The sequence below is a fragment of the Marinococcus sp. LNHM5E3-2.1 genome (assembly GCF_056034365.1).
Map to the genome: position 1 here is coordinate 24,518 of NZ_JBQLIB010000009.1, position 17,160 is coordinate 41,677.

Here is a 17,160-nt window from a genome sequence, read left to right on the forward strand (position 1 = left end):
TGAAGCGTGTTTGCGGTGGTGTAAGGCTTAAAGAAAGAAAAATAGCGTAAGAAAACCTACCGTCCTTTCATTATTTTTCCGGAAAAAACAGTTAATTCGCGATATAGACGGTGATATGATTATATAATGAGGTTATCTCACGTAATCACAAAATACCGCGAATTACGGTAAATTCTATGAAATTAGTGTATTTGTTATTTTTCGTTTGATTCTGCATAATGCAAAAGTTCCATAAATTTCAGCATACATAAACAGGAAGGGGTCCCCATCGTGGACAATCAAAAACCAAGAGTAGGCTTTGTTTTTTACGGAGCCCTGGTAATACTACTTATTATGGCGGTTGTCGGAGTTGCAGTCCCGGAATCGTTTTTTAATGCCACTTCCGCAGTGCAGACATTCGTATCAAACCGTTTTGGGTGGTATTATCTTTTAATTGTATCGGCGTTTGTGCTTTTGTGTATTTACTTTATTTTCAGCAGGTATGGAAATATCCGTCTCGGAAGACCTGAGGACCGGCCGGAATACAGCTATCCCACCTGGTTTGCCATGCTGTTCAGCGCCGGCATGGGCGTAGGGCTTGTATTCTGGAGCGGGGCGGAAACAGTATCGCACTATGCCACGAACGCCCCGGAAGCAGAGGTCGGAACGGACCAGGCGCTTGTTGATTCCATGCGTTACATGTTCCTGCACTGGGGGATACACCCGTGGGCGATTTACGGTATTACGGCTATCTGTTTTGCGTATTTTACGTTCCGGCGCGGCGCCCCGGGCATGGTAAGCGCCATGCTCAGCCCGATTATGAACGAAAAAGGCATCGGCGGAAAAGTAGTGGACATTATTGCATTGGTTGCAACGGTATCAGGTATTGCAACTACCCTTGGTATCGGAGCAGCGCAGGTGTCCGGCGGTATGGCGTATTTGTTTGATACCCCGAACAATTATACGGTGCAGCTGATTGTTATTATTGTTATTACCGTGCTGTTCCTGGTGTCAGCGTATACCGGTTTAAATAAAGGAATCAAGTTCCTGAGTAATGCGAACATATACTTAACGGTCATTCTGTTTATTTTAATGATTTTTGTCGGCCCGACGTTATTTTCCATGAATTTGTTCACAAATACGATCGGCACGTATCTGCAGTCGCTTCCGAGCATGAGCTTCCGGATCGCTCCGACGTCCGACAGCGCGAGGGAATGGATTAATGCGTGGACCATCTTCTACTGGGCCTGGTGGATCTCGTGGTCGCCATTTGTGGGTATATTTATTGCCCGTGTATCGAGAGGGCGGACATTGAAGGAATTTACCATTGGCGTTATTCTGGTTCCGTCGATTGTCAGCTTTATCTGGTTCTCCCTGTTTGGCGGTGCTACATTAAACGTCCAGAGCACTGGTCTCGCAGACATTTCCTCCCTGGCTGCCGAGGAAGCCATCTTTGGCGTATTTGATAATTACGCGCTTAGCACGGTGTTGTCTGTTATTACACTCCTTTTGATTATTTCTTTCTTTATTACGTCTGCCGATTCTGCAACGTTTGTGCTTGGTATGCAGACATCGAACGGGGCATTAAATCCGTCCGCAGTCGTAAAGTTTATCTGGGGAATTATGCTCTCGGCTACAGCGGCCGTTCTGCTTTATTCCGGAGGAATAGATGCTTTGCAGAACGTCATGATCATATCAGCGCTCCCATTTTCTATTGTGATGATACTGATGGTCTACTCGCTGTTTAAAGCGCTGAGAGAAGAAACAGATATTGAAACGAAGGATAAAAGTAAAAATACGGACAAACCGGACAAAGCTTCTTAAAATAAAGTTCAGGACTCCCATTTTCATGGGGAGTCTTTTTTTATTGGTAAAAATTGGAACAGTTTAATACCAGCACTTAGTACCTTGTTATATACTTTTCCTGAAACGAAGGAAATTTGTTTAGAAAATTGAATTTTTTGGATACAATTGTGTTTGGAGGTGAAAAAGTGAAAAAGAAATTATTATTCAGTACTATTTTTGCAATCATGGCTACAATCTTTATTTTCGCTTCACCGGCTGTCACTAAGGCATCTATGCTGGAAACGGAAGCACAGGGACCGGAAGTAACGGCGCTTCAGCAGGATTTAATACAGATGGGATACTTACATACGAATGCGACCGGTTATTACGGCTCAGCAACAACACAGGCAGTGCAGCAGTTTCAAAGTGATTTTGGTTTAACCGTGGACGGTGCGGCGGGTCCGCAGACAACCAGCCGCATAAATGAAGTTACGTCAGTTGCGAAGGCGGTATACGGGGAAGCCCGCGGAGAATCATTCGAAGGGCAGATAGGTGTGGCAGCGGTTATTTTAAACCGTCTTGAATCTGCAGAATTCCCGAATAACGTAAACGGCGTCATTCAGCAGCAGAATGCTTTTACTGCAGTAGCTGACGGACAGTACAGCATGACACCGGACCAGACAGCATATGAAGCGGTCAGGCAGGCATGGAATGGCTATGACCCGTCCTATGGTTCGATGTATTACTACAATCCAGAGGATGTCACCTCTGATTGGATTTGGACACGCTCCCCGAATTTATCTATCGGCCAGCACGTTTTTGCAAGCTGATGAGAAGAACCTGCGACAGCGCAGGTTCTTTTTTTGGTGCCTGAACAACAAAGACAAATATGGTACGATAAATGATCATATGCATTGACTCGGAAGGCGCCAGGAGGAAAAGAATGAAAGAAATTAAAGAAGCAGGACCGTCAGAAGCAGCTCTGATTAACGCGATTATGTACGAAGCGTTTTGGGAGTACAGGAACGAAACGCCGCCGTCAGGAGCCATTGAGGAAACGACAGAAGCGATTCAGTCTGGACTGGAGCAGGGAGAGCGGGCGGCCGTCTGGTGGAAGGACGGGGAAGCGGCAGCGATGATCCGTTTTCGGTCTGAGGAAGAATATATCTATTTTCACCGTTTATCGGTCCGGCCATCCTATCGCGGCCACGGCGCTGCTGCCGCACTTGTCCGCTGGGTGGAGGAAACCGCAGCAGAGGAACATTTTAAAGGCGTGTATTGTAAAGTGCGGGCATCAACGCCAGGAAACATTCGTATGTATGAACGGATGGGCTACGGGGCAGTCAGGGAATATACTGCAGCCAGAGAAGGACACCCTCCGTTCGGGGTCGTAGTTATGGAAAAAATGCTGTAAATATCAATTGCGGCCGGGGCATTCATATTTTGTTTAATGATTCCTGCATGCGTATAAGTGTGACGAGGCCGGCGGCAAATGGAAGAATTGCCACCAGGCCAATCGCCCATGAAGCGTTCAGCGTGTCCACGAACAGGCCGGCGAGCAAGGCCCCGAAGGCATACCCGCTGTCCCGCCAGAAACGGTACACCCCGTTCGCTTTGGCCCGCCAGGGAGCGGGAGCTGTGTCGCTGACTGCGGCGATGAGGACCGGATACACCATCGCCGTCCCGAGACCGAGCAGCACGGAGCTTCCGAGCCACCATCCGTAGGAAGAACCGGCAAGCAGGGCCCAAAGGGAAAAGGCCTGAAGCCAGAGACCGCCAACAATCAAGCGCTTGCGGCCGATCACATCGCTCCAGGGACCGGTAACCAATTGGGTGATCCCCCAGGCGAGGGGGTATGCTGCCACAATAATGCCAATCTGACTGACAGGTAACCCGCCAGACGCAAAGAAAAGAGGAAACAAGCCCCAGGCCATGCCATCCTTAAGATTGGTCGTCAGTCCGACAAAGCTGAAGCTCGACAGGGCCGGCTGCTTCCAGGTGGTTTGGGAAAAGGCCTGCCAAAAGGACAGAGAGACTTCTCCGGAAGCCGTCTGACGTGCCACCTGTCTGCTCGTATCAGGAACGAATAGCGAAAGCAGTAATCCTATACCGACGATACCGAAGCCGAGAAGAAAGGGTTCGGGACGCAGCGAGGTTGTGGAAGCAACATAGCCGGAAACGGCGGCCATCACGGAAAGGCCCATATAACCGGCAAATTCATTCAGGCCAACCGCTGTCCCGCGCTGGGTCGGTTTCGCCAGGTCCACCTTCATATTCACGGTCATCGACCAGGTCAGTCCCTGGTTGATGCCTAAGAAGATATTGGCGACGATAATCATCCACCAGGAAGAGGCAAAAATAATCAGAAGGGGCACAAAAAAACCGGCAGCCCATCCAGCCAGTAATATCTGCTTGCGTCCAAAGCGGTCGGCAAGCGTACCGGCCAGAAGGTTGACCAGGGCTTTAGAAAACCCAAAGCTGACAATAAAGGACAGGGCAGCACTGGCCGAGGCGAGGCCAAACAGTTCCTCGCCTATTAACGGAAGAACGGTACGCTCTAGTCCCACCATGGAGCCGACAAAGACGTTGATCAGCACCAATAGAAAAAAAGGAAGCCGATTTTCAACAATTCCGATGGCAGAAGTCGTAGTCTTCATCGTTTCCCCTCCTTTCTTAATAATTAATGGGGTATCTGCGGGATCTTTCCTGTAAAGACTTTAATGTTTTAGCCGTAAACTTGGAATGAGAGCGTTCTCCAACAAAGTTTTTGCGGAAAGCTTCACCTTTCAACAGCCTCTACCATGTAATGGCTGTCGTTGATAACATGCGTTGTGGTAGTAAAACCATAGGACGCAACCGTTTGAGCAAAAGAGGCGGATGGCAGCCGGATTTCCAGTGGCGGACCGGAGTCGGTGGGGGCGGCTTCCCATTCGTAAAAGAAAATGGTGCCTCCGGGCTGCAGCACGCGCCGGAGTTCTGCGAAGACCTGGTCCATGTCGTCGATTTCGTGCATCACAAAGGCCACAACGATTTTTTGGACCTGGTCCTCTGATAAGGAAAGTTTTTCCAGGCTGGATAAAAGAAGCGTGATATTGGAGGCGCGGGCTTCTTCGGCATAGGCCTTCAATTCGGTTAACATCTGGTCCTCGATATCGACCGCGTATACGTGGCGGGCCTGTTCGGCCATCGGAAGGGTGAAGTAGCCATTCCCGGCACCGATATCCGCGATCACATCCGTCTTCTGAATATTTATAAGCGGCAGCAGCTTCGACATCGGAAGGGCCTGCTGTCGTTCTTCGCTCCATAGCTTTTTGGACTTGGCGGGGTCAAAGCGGTGACTCATATCCGTTCCTCCTTGAACATTGGAAGGGGGCCCTGCATTATACAGAGCCCCCAATATTTTAATTGCCGGTTTTTACGCTCAGCTGGTCGTTTCGAGCTGATCTTTTTTCCATTTCATGAAACCGCCCTCTACGTTGATCACGTCAAAGCCGTGATTCTGGAGAATGCTGGCGGCGATCGCGGAGCGTTTGCCCGAGGCACAATGCACCGCGACCGGCTGCTCCGTGGAAAGTTCGTTCGTACGGTCTGGCAGCTGCTGGAGCGACACATGGACCGCGTCCGGCACGTGCGACTGATCCCATTCGTCCTGGTAACGGACGTCGAGAATCTGCACATCCTGGTGGCGGCGGCGCTCTTCGACCTGCTTCGGCGTTTCGTTCACGTACGTGCGCAGGTTCGAGGCGCTGGCGACGATCGAAGTGGCAAAGAACCCCTTCAGGCGGTCCATGCCCATGCCGGTGAGAATCCGGCGCAGCTCGTGGTAGTCGGCTGGATCAGCGAGCAGGTAAATGTCCGCCTCATAATCGGCCAGCCGGCCCATCCATTCGGCGAAGGAGCCGGGATACGGCAGGTTGATGGTGCCCGGAATGCTTCCCATCGCGAAGGTGGCGGCGCTGCGGGTATCGACGACCATCGTATGATCTTGCTCGGCCAGGGCGGCCACGTCATCGCCGGTGCCCTGCATTTCCACCGCCGCCGGGATCTCAGCGAGCGGGGTCATAGCCTGCTTGTTTACTTCTTTCATTTTGGCAAAATACGTTGGCGGCTCGCTCTGGCCGTCGAGGAGAAAGTCCACGAAGGCCTGCTCGTCGGTCGGCTGAAACGCGGGATTGGTCATCCGCTCGTAGCCGACGGTGCTCGTTGGGACGGCGCCGAGTGCTTTGCCGCAGGCGCTGCCGGCACCGTGGCCCGGCCAGATCTGCATATAATCCCCGTATTCCTTGAACTGCTGAAGGGACTCGAACATCTGGCGGGCCCCTTTATCCGCGGAATCCTTCACACCGACGGATTTTTCAAGCAGATCCGGACGGCCAACATCGCCGACGAAGACAAAATCGCCGGTAAATACGCCCATCGGACGATCGGTGGCGGCTCCGTCGGTGAGCTCATAGGAAACGTGCTCCGGGGTATGGCCCGGCGTGTGCAGAGCTCTCAGTTTGATGTTGCCGACATAAATCTCGTCCCCATGGGTCACGCCGTGCAGTGGCAGGTCCTGGTCCCATTCATAGCCGCCGTTGTCAGCGCCTTCGGTGGAATAATAGATGGTGGCGCCGGTCCGGCGGGCAAGCTCGGTCACGCCGGAAACAAAGTCCGCATGAATATGGGTCTCAAATGCTCCGGTAATACGGAAGCCCTGTTCGCGGGCGATCTGCAGATAGTCTTCAATGTTACGGGACGGGTCGATCACGGCTGCCTCGCCGGTCGCCTGGCAGCCGATCATATAGGATGCCTGGGCCAGTGACGTGTCATAAAAATATTTCAAATACATGAATCATCGCTCCTTCAAGGTAGAATAGATGTTACTCGGTTTTTCCGGTCCATTCGTTCATGCCGCCCGCCATGCTGCGGACGTTAAAGCCATGGTCCTGGAGGGCTTCGGCTGCCCGGGCACTGCGTTTCCCGGAGCGGCAGACGGTGACATAGGACTGTGTGGGGGCGAGTTCGTTCATCCGCGAAGAGATATCTCCCACAGGGATGTGAACCGATTCAGGAATGCGTCCTTCGTCGAGTTCTTCGTCCTCCCGGACGTCAATCACCTGGACGCCGCTGCCTTGTTCGAGTTCCTGCTGAACGTCTTTTGGCTGTACTTCTTTGATGCGTTTTTCTTCTGTCATAGGGGATCACCTCATATTTTGATTATTGCTTTGTGGATCGAATAATTATCTGTTTATAATACCTATAAGGGTATATAGGCTTCTAAAAAATTTTACACGGTCTGATCGATGCCCTGCTTCAAGCGCTGTTCGATATCCTCGGCTGTCGCTGTTAATGCTGGTTCTTCGGCCAGTTCCATCAATACAGAGGGGCGGGGCATGCTGATATACGTGGATCCTTCTTCTTCGTACACAGTGATTTTACATGGCAGAAAATTGCCGATCAGCTTATTTTGGTTTAAGACCTGCTCCGCTTCTTTCGGATTGCACACTTCAAGTACCCGGTGCTGGTCCGGAAAATCGATGCCTTTGTCCTGTAATTTGCCCTGCAGATCCAAATGCCAAAGCACGCCAAAACCAATTTCTTTCAGGTTGGCTTCAAGATCCTCAACGGCTGTACGGACAGACTTCGAGGTGGTGACGGTATAATGAAACATAGAAATGCCTCCTTGTTCGTTCTCTATACTGACGAATACCCGGTACTGTATAGTGGCAAACGTTTTATCCATTAATAATCTGGATCCATATTTGAACAGCGGTCGCTAAAATGATCACGGCCAATATACTTTGCAGAAGCTTCGTGTTGACCTTCTGACCGGCTTGGGCCCCGAGCGGTGCTGCGATCAGGCTGGCAGCAATCATGATCAGGGCCGGGCCGTACAGCACCTGGCCGGTCGCCACCTTGCCAACGGTCGCTCCGATGGACGAGATCAGGGTGACGGCAAGCGACGTCGCGATCGTCATCCGGGTCGGGATTTTTAATACGACGAGCATGATGGGCACGAGGATAAATGCGCCGGCGGCCCCGACGATGCCGGACCCGATCCCGACCACGAATGACAATCCAGCGGCGAGAGGCTTATGGAACGTAATCCGTGTAAGGTCCTGGTCGTCCAGGCCTTTTTTCGGTACAAACATCATCACCACGGCGATGGTCGCAAGCAGGGCATACACCATGTTGACGCCAGCTTCGCTGAAGAAATTCGAGGCATAGGCGCCGATAAAGCTGCCGATCAGAATACTTCCGCCCATATACAAAATCAGCTGGCCGTTCAGATAGCCGCCTTTGCGGTACGCCCAGACGCCGCCGATGGTGGCAAAAAAGACCTGAACGGCACTGATGCCGGACACTTCATGGGCGGAAAAGGCCGCCACCCCGAGCAGCGGGGGAATGTATAACAGCATGGGGTATTTGATGATCGAGCCGCCGATCCCAACCATGCCGGAAACAAAGGAACCGACAAACCCCAGGAGGAAAATCACGACGATAAACAGCAGTGACAATGGAAAAACCTCCCTTGAGGGGAAGCACATCCATGGCTTCCCCGGGTGACGATATTGTTAGCCTTTTTGAATCCAGAATTTATAGACGCCATTGTCTTCGCTGTGGTCGAGCAGTTCGTGGCCGCCGGCTTTCGTCCAGGCCGTTAAGTCGCTCTGCGCTCCTTTGTCGGTCGCGTGCAGCTCAAGCACCTCACCGCTCTCCATGTCTTTAATAGCTTTTTTGGTTTTCAGAATCGGCTGTGGGCAGGCAAGTCCTTTAGCATCAATTGTTGTTTTTGGTTCCATTTATTATTTCTCCTTTAAATTAAATTTTTGATTCGTACCAGGAAGTCATCCAGAAAATGAAGTTTAAATGAATAAATTCACATGACCTTCAGACGCTTCGCCCAGATAGGCCGCAACGCCGGCGTATTCAATGTCATCGCGCAGCTCTTTTTCATCAAGCCCGAGCAGATCCATGGTCATGGTACAGCCGATCAGCCGTACGTCCTGTTCCCGGGCCATATCGATCAGCTCCGGCAGCGGCATGGCATTGTGTTTTTTCATGACTTTCTTAATCAGTTTTGGCCCAATGCCAAGAAAGTTCATGTTGGAAAGACCCATGCGATCGGCTCCCCGGGGCATCATTTTGCCGAACATCGCTTCGAGTTTTCCTTTAACGATGCTTTGCTTTTCCGGTTTGCGGAGGGCATTCAATCCCCAGAACGTGTGAAAAATGGTGACCTCGTGATCGTACGCAGCGGCGCCGTTGGCGATAATGTAGGCTGCCATGGCTTTGTCGTAGTCGCCGCTGAATAATACAATGGTGGTCTTTTTGGTTTCCTGCATCTAATCTCTCCTTAAGTTAAATACATTTACGGGTTGGGGTATAAAAATAATGAAAAATTTTTCGTAAACTCTCATTGATATTTACCCGTTCTTTGATTTATTACCCCTATGGGTATATAAATACTTTAAAATAGATTGGAGAACGTGTCAACTTATTTTGGTGAAAATATTTTTAGAGATGGATAAACGCATGGGAATGTTAAAATTTAGACAGCAGCTTTTAATAGTTAAGGAAAGGGAGATTTTTATGCGAGATACCTATATAGGTGAATGCCGGCGCCGCTACTTAAAAAAGACAGCCGCAGTAATGGCGGTGGGGATTTTTGCTGTTTTATGGAAGAGCCAAAGAGGACACCGGCGTTCACCGGACGCCTGGGGTGCGACGATTTCCGCTCATTTTATTGACAACAACAGCACCCGGGAAGAACAAAAGAAGCAAATGAAAAAGCATTCCGGCTCGCAGCAGCGGAAGGGGATCAAAAGCAGGACATCTTTAAGGCTTATCAACGTTTTGCCGGAAGTCCAGGGTGGTTTCAGACAAAAAAATAAAAAACTTCTGCCCTTCCCTCCGAGGGTGAAGAAACATAAAAATAGGAACTGCCCCGGAAAAGGACAGTCCCTGTTTTTGCTGTTATTTTAAAGCAAACTTTTCGTTTAGACCGCTGAGCGCTCGACTTCTCCTTTGCGGAGAATAACGCGTGGATACGGAAATTCTTCCTCCTGGCCGGCGAACGGGTAATGAACGTATTCAACACAAATTGTACGTTCATATTCTGCGATCATCCGACACTCTTTTCCATCAAAATACAAAAGTTCGTCTTTATCAAATATTTTTACGTCTTTTTCTTGTTCCACTTCCAAACCTCCTTACCCCTCTCTTTACAGAGTAATCAATTTTAGGGCAGGCCGCAAGGTAATAAAAGGAAACAGAACAAATTCATCTTCAGGTTTCCGGAGAATTTACAATGGATAAGGGCGGTCCTGCGCCTGTACGCTGATCCACTGCTCGGTTGTAAATTCATCTAAAACCCATTCGCCGTTAAAGCGTCCGATACCGGATTGCTTCTCGCCGCCAAACGGCAGGTGCGCTTCATCGTTTACAGACTGGTCGTTTACGTGAACCATGCCGGAATTAATACGCCGCGCTGCCTGCATGCCCCGGTAACGGTCCTGGGTGAAGACCGAGCCGCTCAAGCCGTAAGGAGAATCGTTTGCGATACGGATGGCTTCGTCCTCACTCGATGCCCGGATTAACGTTGCAACAGGGCCGAAGACTTCATCCTTTGCTGCCGGCATGTCATTAGTTACTTCGGAAAGAACCACCGGCGGTATAACCTGGCCGTTGATTTCAAACTCTGTCTGAAGTTTAGCTCCGGCATCAATTGTACCCTGAACCAGGTTCTCAATATTGTTGACCTGTTCTTCATTAATGATCGGGCCGACGATGACATTTTCATCCGAAGGGTCACCAGCTTTTAACGTTTTTGCCACACGGGTGAACTCTTCGACAAATTCGTCGTAAATGTCATCATGAACAATGACGCGGTTCAATGCGAGACAAATCTGTCCCTGGTGAAGGAAGGACCCGAATACTGCTGCTTTGGCAGCTTTTTTCACCTCGGCGTCCTGAAGAACGACCATGGCATTGTTGCCGCCAAGCTCAAGAGCGGTTTCCTTTAAGTTTTTCGCCGCAAGCTCAGCAATATGCGTGCCGACTTCCGTGGAGCCGGTGAACGATAACAGAGCCGGTACTTCATGAGTGACGAAGGCATCGCCAATTTCAGAGCCGCGTCCGGCAGTGACGTGAATGACGCCTGCTGGAAATCCGGCTTCTTCAAACAATGCTGCAATCAGCAGTCCGGATGTAACCGGTGTGTCGGAGGCTGGCTTAACAACGACGGTATTACCTGTTGCCACTGCTGGTGCAATTGTTCTCATTGCAAGATGGAACGGGAAGTTCCATGGGCCGATAACACCAATAACTCCTTTGCCCGACCGGAAGGTGTAGTTTTCTTTGCCGGGAGTGTTTGAAGGAGCAGTCGTTCCGTGAACCCGGTTAGGGAAGGACGCAGATTCAAAAACAATGTTGGAAGCTGTGTTGAACTCAGTTTCTGCCTTCAGTCTGCTGCTTCCGGATTCCTTGATAAGCCATTCTACAATGGTTTCCTTCTGTTTCTGCATAACATCGTACAGCCGGTGGATATACTGTTGTTTTTCGGCTGGGCTGTGGGCGTCCCAGGTTTTCTGATAATCATTGGCCGACTGATAAGCGCGGTCAAGGTCATTGGCGTCTGCGGAAGCTATTGTTCCCAGTGATTCGCCGTTATAAGGATTAGTATTTTCAATTGTTTTGCTGGATGAGCCGCTCACCCAGGAGCCGTTTATATACTGCTTTGTAAAATTGGTATGCATAGCAACCATCCTTTCATAATTACCGGATAATACCCGGTAGCAATGTATAATATACCTCGCGCTGTATTTTTTCAAACATTTAAGATCAGGGAAGGTCAATACTATTTAAGAATAATTAAAAATATATAGAAAGCGGCCAGGGAAATTTGAGATGATAGCGGAGCTGAAGGAAAAAGATTTATACAAGGGGGAGCAGCTATGAAACCATCCACTGCTTATTTATTTGCTGTTGCCGGTGCTTCGTTCTGGGGGTTTACGGGGTTGTTCGTGCAGAACATGTACAGGTACAATATCGAACCCGACCAGGTAGTGGCTGTGCGCATGGCGGGTTCAGCTCTGATTCTTTTTTTGGCTGTAGCCCTGATTCGTCCGTATCTTCTAAAGGTCCGGTGGTATGATCTGCCGCACTTTATCGGGCTCGGCGTCGGCAGTATAGCCCTCTTTAACTGGTGTTATTTCACTGTGATGAATGAAGCCTCGCTTTCGATTGCAGTGGTGCTTCTTTACACAAGTCCGGTGTTTGTAGCCCTCATTTCAAGGTTTGTATTTAAAGAAAAAATAACAATGCACAAGCTGGCGGCTATTTTGCTTACCATCGCCGGCTGTGCGCTGGTGGCCGGCCTGCTTCCGGGCGGAGCAGGCGGAATGTCGCTGCCGATTCTTATGATCGGTTTGCTTTCTGGTTTATGCTGTGGTCTGTACAGTATTCTCGGTAAATTTGTAACGCCGAAGTATCATTCCATTACGATCACTGCCTACACGATGCTTGCCGGAGGGTTGGTGATGGTTCCTTTCAGCGGCCTTTTGGCAAACGAAGAAGCCATACAGGAGCCGATGATGTGGATGTACGGTCTTGGAGGCATTCTTCTTTCCACGATTGCTGCGTATATACTGTTTACGATCGGGCTGAAATATATCGAGTCGGGTAAAGCGGCGATTTTATCAACTGTGGAGCCGATGGTGGCCATTGTGATTGGTGTATTCGCTTTTGGGGACAGGCTGAGCAGCTGGCAGGGACTTGGTATCTTTCTTATTTTTTCCGCGGTGATTCTTTCTATCTATTCAAGACCGGGGAAATTTCGAAAAAAACGTGGAGAGAGCCCGGGAGAAACACGAAACGAGTGGGGTAAGAAGCCGGGGGAAGACGTTTAAACTGAGGGCTGCAGGGAACAAATGTAAAAAAAGGAGGCATTAAAATGGATGTATTAGTCATAGGAGCGAACGGACATACGGGCCGTTTGCTGGTGGAGCAGCTTGCAGCCCACCCGGAGCATACACCGCATGCTATGGTGCGTGAAGTCTCCCAGGCAGATGAGCTGAAAAAACTGGGTGCGGCATCCACGATTCTTGCAGACCTTGAAGAAAATACGGCGGCCGCTTTGAAGGGCATGGATGCTGTTATGTTCGCCGCTGGCTCCGGCTCTTCAACCGGGCCTGAAAAAACAGTGAGCGTAGATCAGCAGGGGGCAAAAAAAACCATTGATTCGGCAAGAGTGCAGGACGTGAAGCACTACGTTATGCTGAGCGGAATTGGTGTCGACAATCCGCAGGGACCTATTAAGCATTATGCAGAAGCAAAGCTGAACGCAGATAAGCATCTGCGGAGCAGCGGACTGCCATATACGATTGTTCGTCCGGGAAAGCTTACGTTTGATAAGGGGACAGGGAAAATTGAGCTTGCAGAAAAGCTTTCCAACCCCGAACAAAGAGATATTTCCAGGGAGGACGTTGCCCGCACGATGATCGCAGCCCTCGACATTGAGAACGCCCGGGGACAAACGGTCGAACTGCTTGCAGGAGATATGGATATTCAAGAAGCCTGGAAGGCTTTATAAAAATAACCCCCGCCGGACTGGTGCCGGCGGGGGCTATTATTGACTTAAGAAGAAAAATCGATTTCCTCAGGAGTGTCTCCTTTGGAGTTCATCAGGCGGATAGAGTCCGGCTGGATTTCGAGGACAATATATTCCGGGTTGTCCGGGGAACCGAGCCAGGATTGCACACTGTCAGTCCAAACCTTTTCCTTCGTCTCCTGGTCATGACGGATTACTGCTTTGCCGGAAATTTCAACAAAAGCGTCTCCGTATCCTTCACCGTCGTAGCCGAGCAGAATATGGACGTTGGAATTCTTTTCGATTTCCTCTGCCTTGTGGGTCTTGCTGCTCGTCGGTGTGAGAAGGGTGAAATTATCATTGTAAAACGTCATATAGCGGGAGTGGGGCTTGTTGCCTTCAATCGTGGCAAGTACGCCTACTTTGTTGCTGTCAATGATATCGAGTGCGTGTCTCTTTGCTTCGTTCTTATCCATGGGTAATCCTTCCTTTCGTAGTGAAACTAATTATCATTATTCCTGCCGCCCCTTACTTTTAAACATGGGTTCAAAGCCGGAAGGGCAGTGAATTCTGCATACAATAGTAATTGTGTAAAAAGAATGAATATTGTTAATATAAAGAAATCGAGTGTTTGCTTTATGGCAGGAAAGGTAATAGGTTAATGTATTTTGCTAGCGAAATACGAATTTAAACCTATAGGAGGAATCATTGTGTTTAAGAGAATTGATAAACTGCAGATCGACCTCCCAACGCCCAGTAATCCAGACGCTAACTCAGCCAACGTCGTACAGGAGCTTTTAGGTGGAAAATTCGGTGAAATGTCAACGCTCAATAACTATTTATTCCAGTCGTTTAATTTTCGCAGCAAAAAACAGCTACGCCCGTTTTATGATTTAGTTGCAAGCATTACAGCTGAGGAACTCGGACACGTAGAGCTGGTTGCCAATACAATAAATTTATGTCTGCAGGGTTCCACAAGCCAAAGCGGCCAGGACCCGGCCAATCCGGACAGCACACCGCTCAGTGAAGCTATGGATGCAAGAAATCCACAAAGCTTTATTTTTGCCGGTCAAAACGCTGTACCGAAGGATTCGATGGGAGCGCCGTGGACAGGGGACAATGTTTTTACAAGCGGTAACCTCGTCAACGATCTGCTTCACAATTTTTACCTGGAATGCGGAGCAAGAACGCACAAGATGCGGGTATATCAAATGACCGACAATGAAACAGCCCGTGAATTGTGCGGCTACCTGCTTGTGCGCGGCGGAGTGCACGTAGTGGCCTATGCTAAAGCGCTGGAGAAATTAACAGGCGTGGATGTAACGAAAATGCTACCGGTGCCGGACCTTGATAACAGTAAATATGACCACGCCCAGAAATATGAAGCGAAGGGCGCGCACCGTAAGCTCTATCGTTTCAGCGATAACGATTACACAATGCTTGACCGGATCTGGAATGGACCGACACCGGTCGGACCACCGGGTGAACTCGAAGTAGTCAGCGACATGCCGACACCGGAGGGAGGGGAAATTCCGAACCTCGACCATATTCCGGAAGAATTTGCGCCGGGATTTGACGAGCAGCAGTTCCGGGAAATGTCTAAAAAATTGAACTACGAAGCAGGACTTTAAGCGCCAGAGTCCGAAGCAGGAAAGCACCGCCGGTCGGCGGTGCTTTTGGTTTGAATAAACATACAGTTATGCAGAGAAAGGAAGCAGCAGATGAAAACACCAGTAATTATGGATATGGACCCTGGGCACGACGATGTAATTGCATTATTTCTTGCAGCCGGCCATCCGGACATGGATATCCGGGCTGTGACGACTGTTTCAGGAAACGCTGATATAGGAAAAACAACAAGAAACGCTTTAGTGGCCGCTGATACTGCAGGACTGAGTGGAGTGCCAGTGGCAGAAGGGGCGGGAAGGCCCATGGTCCGCATGCCGGAGCACGCTCCTTCTATTCACGGGGAATCCGGCCTCGACGGACCGGAGCTTCCAGCGCCGACACATATGGTGGAGGAACGACACGCGGTGGATGTAATGGAAGATATACTGCTTCATTCGGAGGAAGAAATTACTGTTATTGCGACCGGCCCGCTTACCAATATTGCACTACTGTGCCGGAAAAATCCGAAGGCAGCTGGTCGTATCCGCCATCTGTCGATTATGGGCGGCGGCACATTTGGCAATTGGACACCTGCAGCAGAATTTAATATTTATGCGGATGCCGAAGCGGCAGAGATCGTTTTTACAAGCGGTATTCCAATCACGATGTGCGGCCTCGATGTTACTCATCAGGCGTTATCCTCCGAGGCCGTGGTGGAAAGGATTAAAGAGATACCAACAATGGCGGCCCAGTTTACCTATGAACTTCTTGATCACTTCCAGCGTGCCTACGAGGAGCATTTTCAGCTGACGCTTCCACCGGTTCATGACCCTTGCGCGGTGGCAGTATGCCTGCAGCCGTCCCTGTTTACATTTGAATCGGCCGAGGTAAAGGTTGAAACAGTGGGAAAGCATACGTACGGGGAAACAGTCATTGATACTTCCGCTGCAGAAGGGCCGGTGCAGGTCGCAACAGCAGTCGATAATGATAAATTTTGGGATTTAATCGTACAATCGCTTAAAAATCTGCCATAATGGAAATAGATAAGTAAGCGTTATTATTATAGAGACAAGGGAGCAGGAGGGACGAATATGGGTTTTTCTGTAGAAATGAACTGGGAAATTATTACGAATAAGCAGGCCGAGCGCCTCGATGAAAGAAACTTTCGGCTGATTAAAGATAATTATCAAATGTTTCCGCTCGATCACCCGCTTCCAATTCATACCTTTGCCGAAAAAGTACCTTTTGGCAAGGCGGTTATTCACCGGGTGGAATGGGAATCCCACCGCACCACAATTGAATACGAGCTTGTGTCATTAACCTCTGTGAACTAAGCAGATAAATAGTAAACCCCCGGGGCAGCAGGCGCCGGGGATTCGGTTTATACATAATCCATATTGTTTGTGTCGCCGTGCATGCTGCGGATTTCATCCGGATTGGCAACGACGGTCGGCTGATAGTCAATTAAAATGGCAGAACGCTCTCCAGGTCCGTCCTCCGGTCCCTTACGGACAGAGCCGACGTAATGAGTGACCAGCGGATCATACACCCCGTAGGATTCAAGCGGACGGGTCATGTAAAAGGAGTCAGTAATTTTTTCCTTTTCAACGTCCTCCGGCATCCGTCCGCGGACCTCCGGCACAGAAATGACGTTCCGGGCACCTTCGATATTGCGCCGGCGGATCAGGTGGGCAAACGTGAACGGCTCGCCGTCCTGGTGCAGTGTGTTTGGTGAGGAAAAAGCTTCGTCCTCCTCCGATTCAACATGAAGTTTCACAAAGTGGACGCCCGCATGAAAAGGCATCAGTGCATCTTCGCGCGTCCAGAATGTCTGGCGGAAATTAAAGGCGATCAGTGCTTCAAGCAGCCGGTTGTGCCTGACGTGTTCGGGAATTGCAGGGAAGCGGCGGCTCGCATCGGGATATTCCGGATTGAACGATCCCTGAAAATAATCGTAGTAGCTTTTGCCGTTTTTAACTGTTTCCGGCAGCCATTCGATCCGGTGGGTGCCCGGAAAAATAACGGCACGGCCGTACTGCCGGTAACGATTCAGATCCGGAGCGTAGTCATCTGCCGGAAGATCGTCAAAGGCTGCGGTAAGAGCAGCAAGGTCTTCGTCGCCGTAGCTGTCATGCAGTATATCGGCTAAATCATAATATTCGTATCCCTGCTGTTTTAAAGGCTTCATTTGTCTATTTCTCCTCCCGAATGGTGGT

At 49.9% G+C, this 17,160-nt stretch carries 21 protein-coding genes; 9 read left to right on the plus strand and 12 right to left on the minus strand.

Features of this window, described 5'->3' with window-relative positions:
* Positions 1-270: 270 nt before the first annotated feature.
* The 3 genes from ACTRXH_RS11050 (at position 271) to ACTRXH_RS11060 (ending at position 3,178) form a co-directional block, all read left to right on the plus strand.
* Positions 271-1,803: a BCCT family transporter gene (locus ACTRXH_RS11050; RefSeq protein WP_474261479.1), complete on the plus strand. Its 1,533-nt coding sequence runs from the start codon at positions 271-273 to the stop codon at positions 1,801-1,803.
* A gap of 167 nt (positions 1,804-1,970) precedes the next feature.
* Positions 1,971-2,594 carry a cell wall hydrolase gene (locus ACTRXH_RS11055; protein ID WP_474261478.1) on the plus strand — a complete coding sequence of 208 codons (624 nt, stop codon included), beginning with the start codon at positions 1,971-1,973 and terminating at the stop codon, positions 2,592-2,594.
* A gap of 113 nt (positions 2,595-2,707) precedes the next feature.
* Positions 2,708-3,178 carry a GNAT family N-acetyltransferase gene (locus ACTRXH_RS11060; protein WP_474261477.1) on the plus strand — a complete coding sequence of 157 codons (471 nt, stop codon included), beginning with the start codon at positions 2,708-2,710 and terminating at the stop codon, positions 3,176-3,178.
* Positions 3,179-3,200: 22 nt separating this feature from the next.
* Here ACTRXH_RS11060 and ACTRXH_RS11065 read toward each other — a convergent pair whose 3' ends face one another.
* From ACTRXH_RS11065 to ACTRXH_RS11100, 8 genes are all read right to left on the minus strand, one after another.
* Positions 3,201-4,421, minus strand: a complete 1,221-nt coding sequence (locus ACTRXH_RS11065; RefSeq protein WP_474282142.1) for an MFS transporter — start codon at positions 4,419-4,421, stop codon at positions 3,201-3,203.
* A 122-nt stretch (positions 4,422-4,543) separates the two neighbouring features.
* Positions 4,544-5,107, minus strand: a complete 564-nt coding sequence (locus tag ACTRXH_RS11070) for a class I SAM-dependent methyltransferase (protein ID WP_474261475.1) — start codon at positions 5,105-5,107, stop codon at positions 4,544-4,546.
* 78 nt (positions 5,108-5,185) lie between these two features.
* The gene (locus ACTRXH_RS11075; protein WP_474261474.1) at positions 5,186-6,595 is read right to left on the minus strand and encodes an MBL fold metallo-hydrolase; all 1,410 of its coding nucleotides are present in this window, start codon (positions 6,593-6,595) and stop codon (positions 5,186-5,188) included.
* Between the two features lie 31 nt (positions 6,596-6,626).
* The gene (locus ACTRXH_RS11080; RefSeq protein WP_474261473.1) at positions 6,627-6,941 is read right to left on the minus strand and encodes a rhodanese-like domain-containing protein; all 315 of its coding nucleotides are present in this window, start codon (positions 6,939-6,941) and stop codon (positions 6,627-6,629) included.
* A 92-nt stretch (positions 6,942-7,033) separates the two neighbouring features.
* Entirely contained in the window at positions 7,034-7,417 is a 384-nt protein-coding gene (locus ACTRXH_RS11085) for a DUF302 domain-containing protein (RefSeq protein WP_474261472.1), read from the minus strand.
* Between the two features lie 64 nt (positions 7,418-7,481).
* Positions 7,482-8,294, minus strand: coding sequence for a sulfite exporter TauE/SafE family protein (locus ACTRXH_RS11090; RefSeq protein WP_474261471.1), 813 nt, complete (start codon positions 8,292-8,294; stop codon positions 7,482-7,484).
* Between the two features lie 27 nt (positions 8,295-8,321).
* Positions 8,322-8,549: a sulfurtransferase TusA family protein gene (locus ACTRXH_RS11095; RefSeq protein ID WP_474261470.1), complete on the minus strand. Its 228-nt coding sequence runs from the start codon at positions 8,547-8,549 to the stop codon at positions 8,322-8,324.
* A gap of 63 nt (positions 8,550-8,612) precedes the next feature.
* Positions 8,613-9,092 (minus strand): DsrE/DsrF/DrsH-like family protein, encoded by a 480-nt coding sequence (locus tag ACTRXH_RS11100; RefSeq protein ID WP_474261469.1) that lies wholly within the window; start codon positions 9,090-9,092, stop codon positions 8,613-8,615.
* A gap of 190 nt (positions 9,093-9,282) precedes the next feature.
* On the opposite strand from ACTRXH_RS11100, the gene ACTRXH_RS11105 reads away from it, so the two are divergent.
* Complete coding sequence (locus ACTRXH_RS11105; protein WP_474282144.1) at positions 9,283-9,732, plus strand: hypothetical protein; 450 nt, start codon at positions 9,283-9,285, stop codon at positions 9,730-9,732.
* A gap of 14 nt (positions 9,733-9,746) precedes the next feature.
* Here ACTRXH_RS11105 and ACTRXH_RS11110 read toward each other — a convergent pair whose 3' ends face one another.
* Together ACTRXH_RS11110 and ACTRXH_RS11115 are read right to left on the minus strand one after the other, a co-directional pair.
* Positions 9,747-9,947: a hypothetical protein gene (locus ACTRXH_RS11110; RefSeq protein WP_022792525.1), complete on the minus strand. Its 201-nt coding sequence runs from the start codon at positions 9,945-9,947 to the stop codon at positions 9,747-9,749.
* A 105-nt stretch (positions 9,948-10,052) separates the two neighbouring features.
* Entirely contained in the window at positions 10,053-11,504 is a 1,452-nt protein-coding gene (locus tag ACTRXH_RS11115; RefSeq protein ID WP_474261467.1) for an aldehyde dehydrogenase family protein, read from the minus strand.
* Between the two features lie 198 nt (positions 11,505-11,702).
* On the opposite strand from ACTRXH_RS11115, the gene ACTRXH_RS11120 reads away from it, so the two are divergent.
* Both ACTRXH_RS11120 and ACTRXH_RS11125 read left to right on the plus strand, forming a co-directional pair.
* Positions 11,703-12,656 (plus strand): DMT family transporter, encoded by a 954-nt coding sequence (locus tag ACTRXH_RS11120; RefSeq protein WP_474261466.1) that lies wholly within the window; start codon positions 11,703-11,705, stop codon positions 12,654-12,656.
* A 44-nt stretch (positions 12,657-12,700) separates the two neighbouring features.
* Positions 12,701-13,339, plus strand: coding sequence for an SDR family oxidoreductase (locus ACTRXH_RS11125; protein WP_474261465.1), 639 nt, complete (start codon positions 12,701-12,703; stop codon positions 13,337-13,339).
* A 44-nt stretch (positions 13,340-13,383) separates the two neighbouring features.
* Here the strand turns inward: ACTRXH_RS11125 and ACTRXH_RS11130 are convergent, their stop codons facing one another.
* The gene (locus tag ACTRXH_RS11130; protein WP_474261464.1) at positions 13,384-13,812 is read right to left on the minus strand and encodes a pyridoxamine 5'-phosphate oxidase family protein; all 429 of its coding nucleotides are present in this window, start codon (positions 13,810-13,812) and stop codon (positions 13,384-13,386) included.
* Positions 13,813-14,046: 234 nt separating this feature from the next.
* Between ACTRXH_RS11130 and ACTRXH_RS11135 the strand changes: the two genes are divergently transcribed.
* The 3 genes from ACTRXH_RS11135 (at position 14,047) to ACTRXH_RS11145 (ending at position 16,278) form a co-directional block, all read left to right on the plus strand.
* Positions 14,047-14,967: a manganese catalase family protein gene (locus tag ACTRXH_RS11135; protein WP_474261463.1), complete on the plus strand. Its 921-nt coding sequence runs from the start codon at positions 14,047-14,049 to the stop codon at positions 14,965-14,967.
* Between the two features lie 90 nt (positions 14,968-15,057).
* On the plus strand, positions 15,058-15,978 hold the full coding sequence (locus ACTRXH_RS11140) for a nucleoside hydrolase (RefSeq protein WP_474261462.1): 921 nt from the start codon (positions 15,058-15,060) through the stop codon (positions 15,976-15,978).
* A 57-nt stretch (positions 15,979-16,035) separates the two neighbouring features.
* Entirely contained in the window at positions 16,036-16,278 is a 243-nt protein-coding gene (locus ACTRXH_RS11145) for a DUF2584 family protein (protein WP_079474957.1), read from the plus strand.
* A gap of 47 nt (positions 16,279-16,325) precedes the next feature.
* Here the strand turns inward: ACTRXH_RS11145 and ACTRXH_RS11150 are convergent, their stop codons facing one another.
* On the minus strand, positions 16,326-17,132 hold the full coding sequence (locus ACTRXH_RS11150) for a 2OG-Fe dioxygenase family protein (protein WP_474261461.1): 807 nt from the start codon (positions 17,130-17,132) through the stop codon (positions 16,326-16,328).
* Between the last annotated feature and the right edge of the window lie 28 nt (positions 17,133-17,160).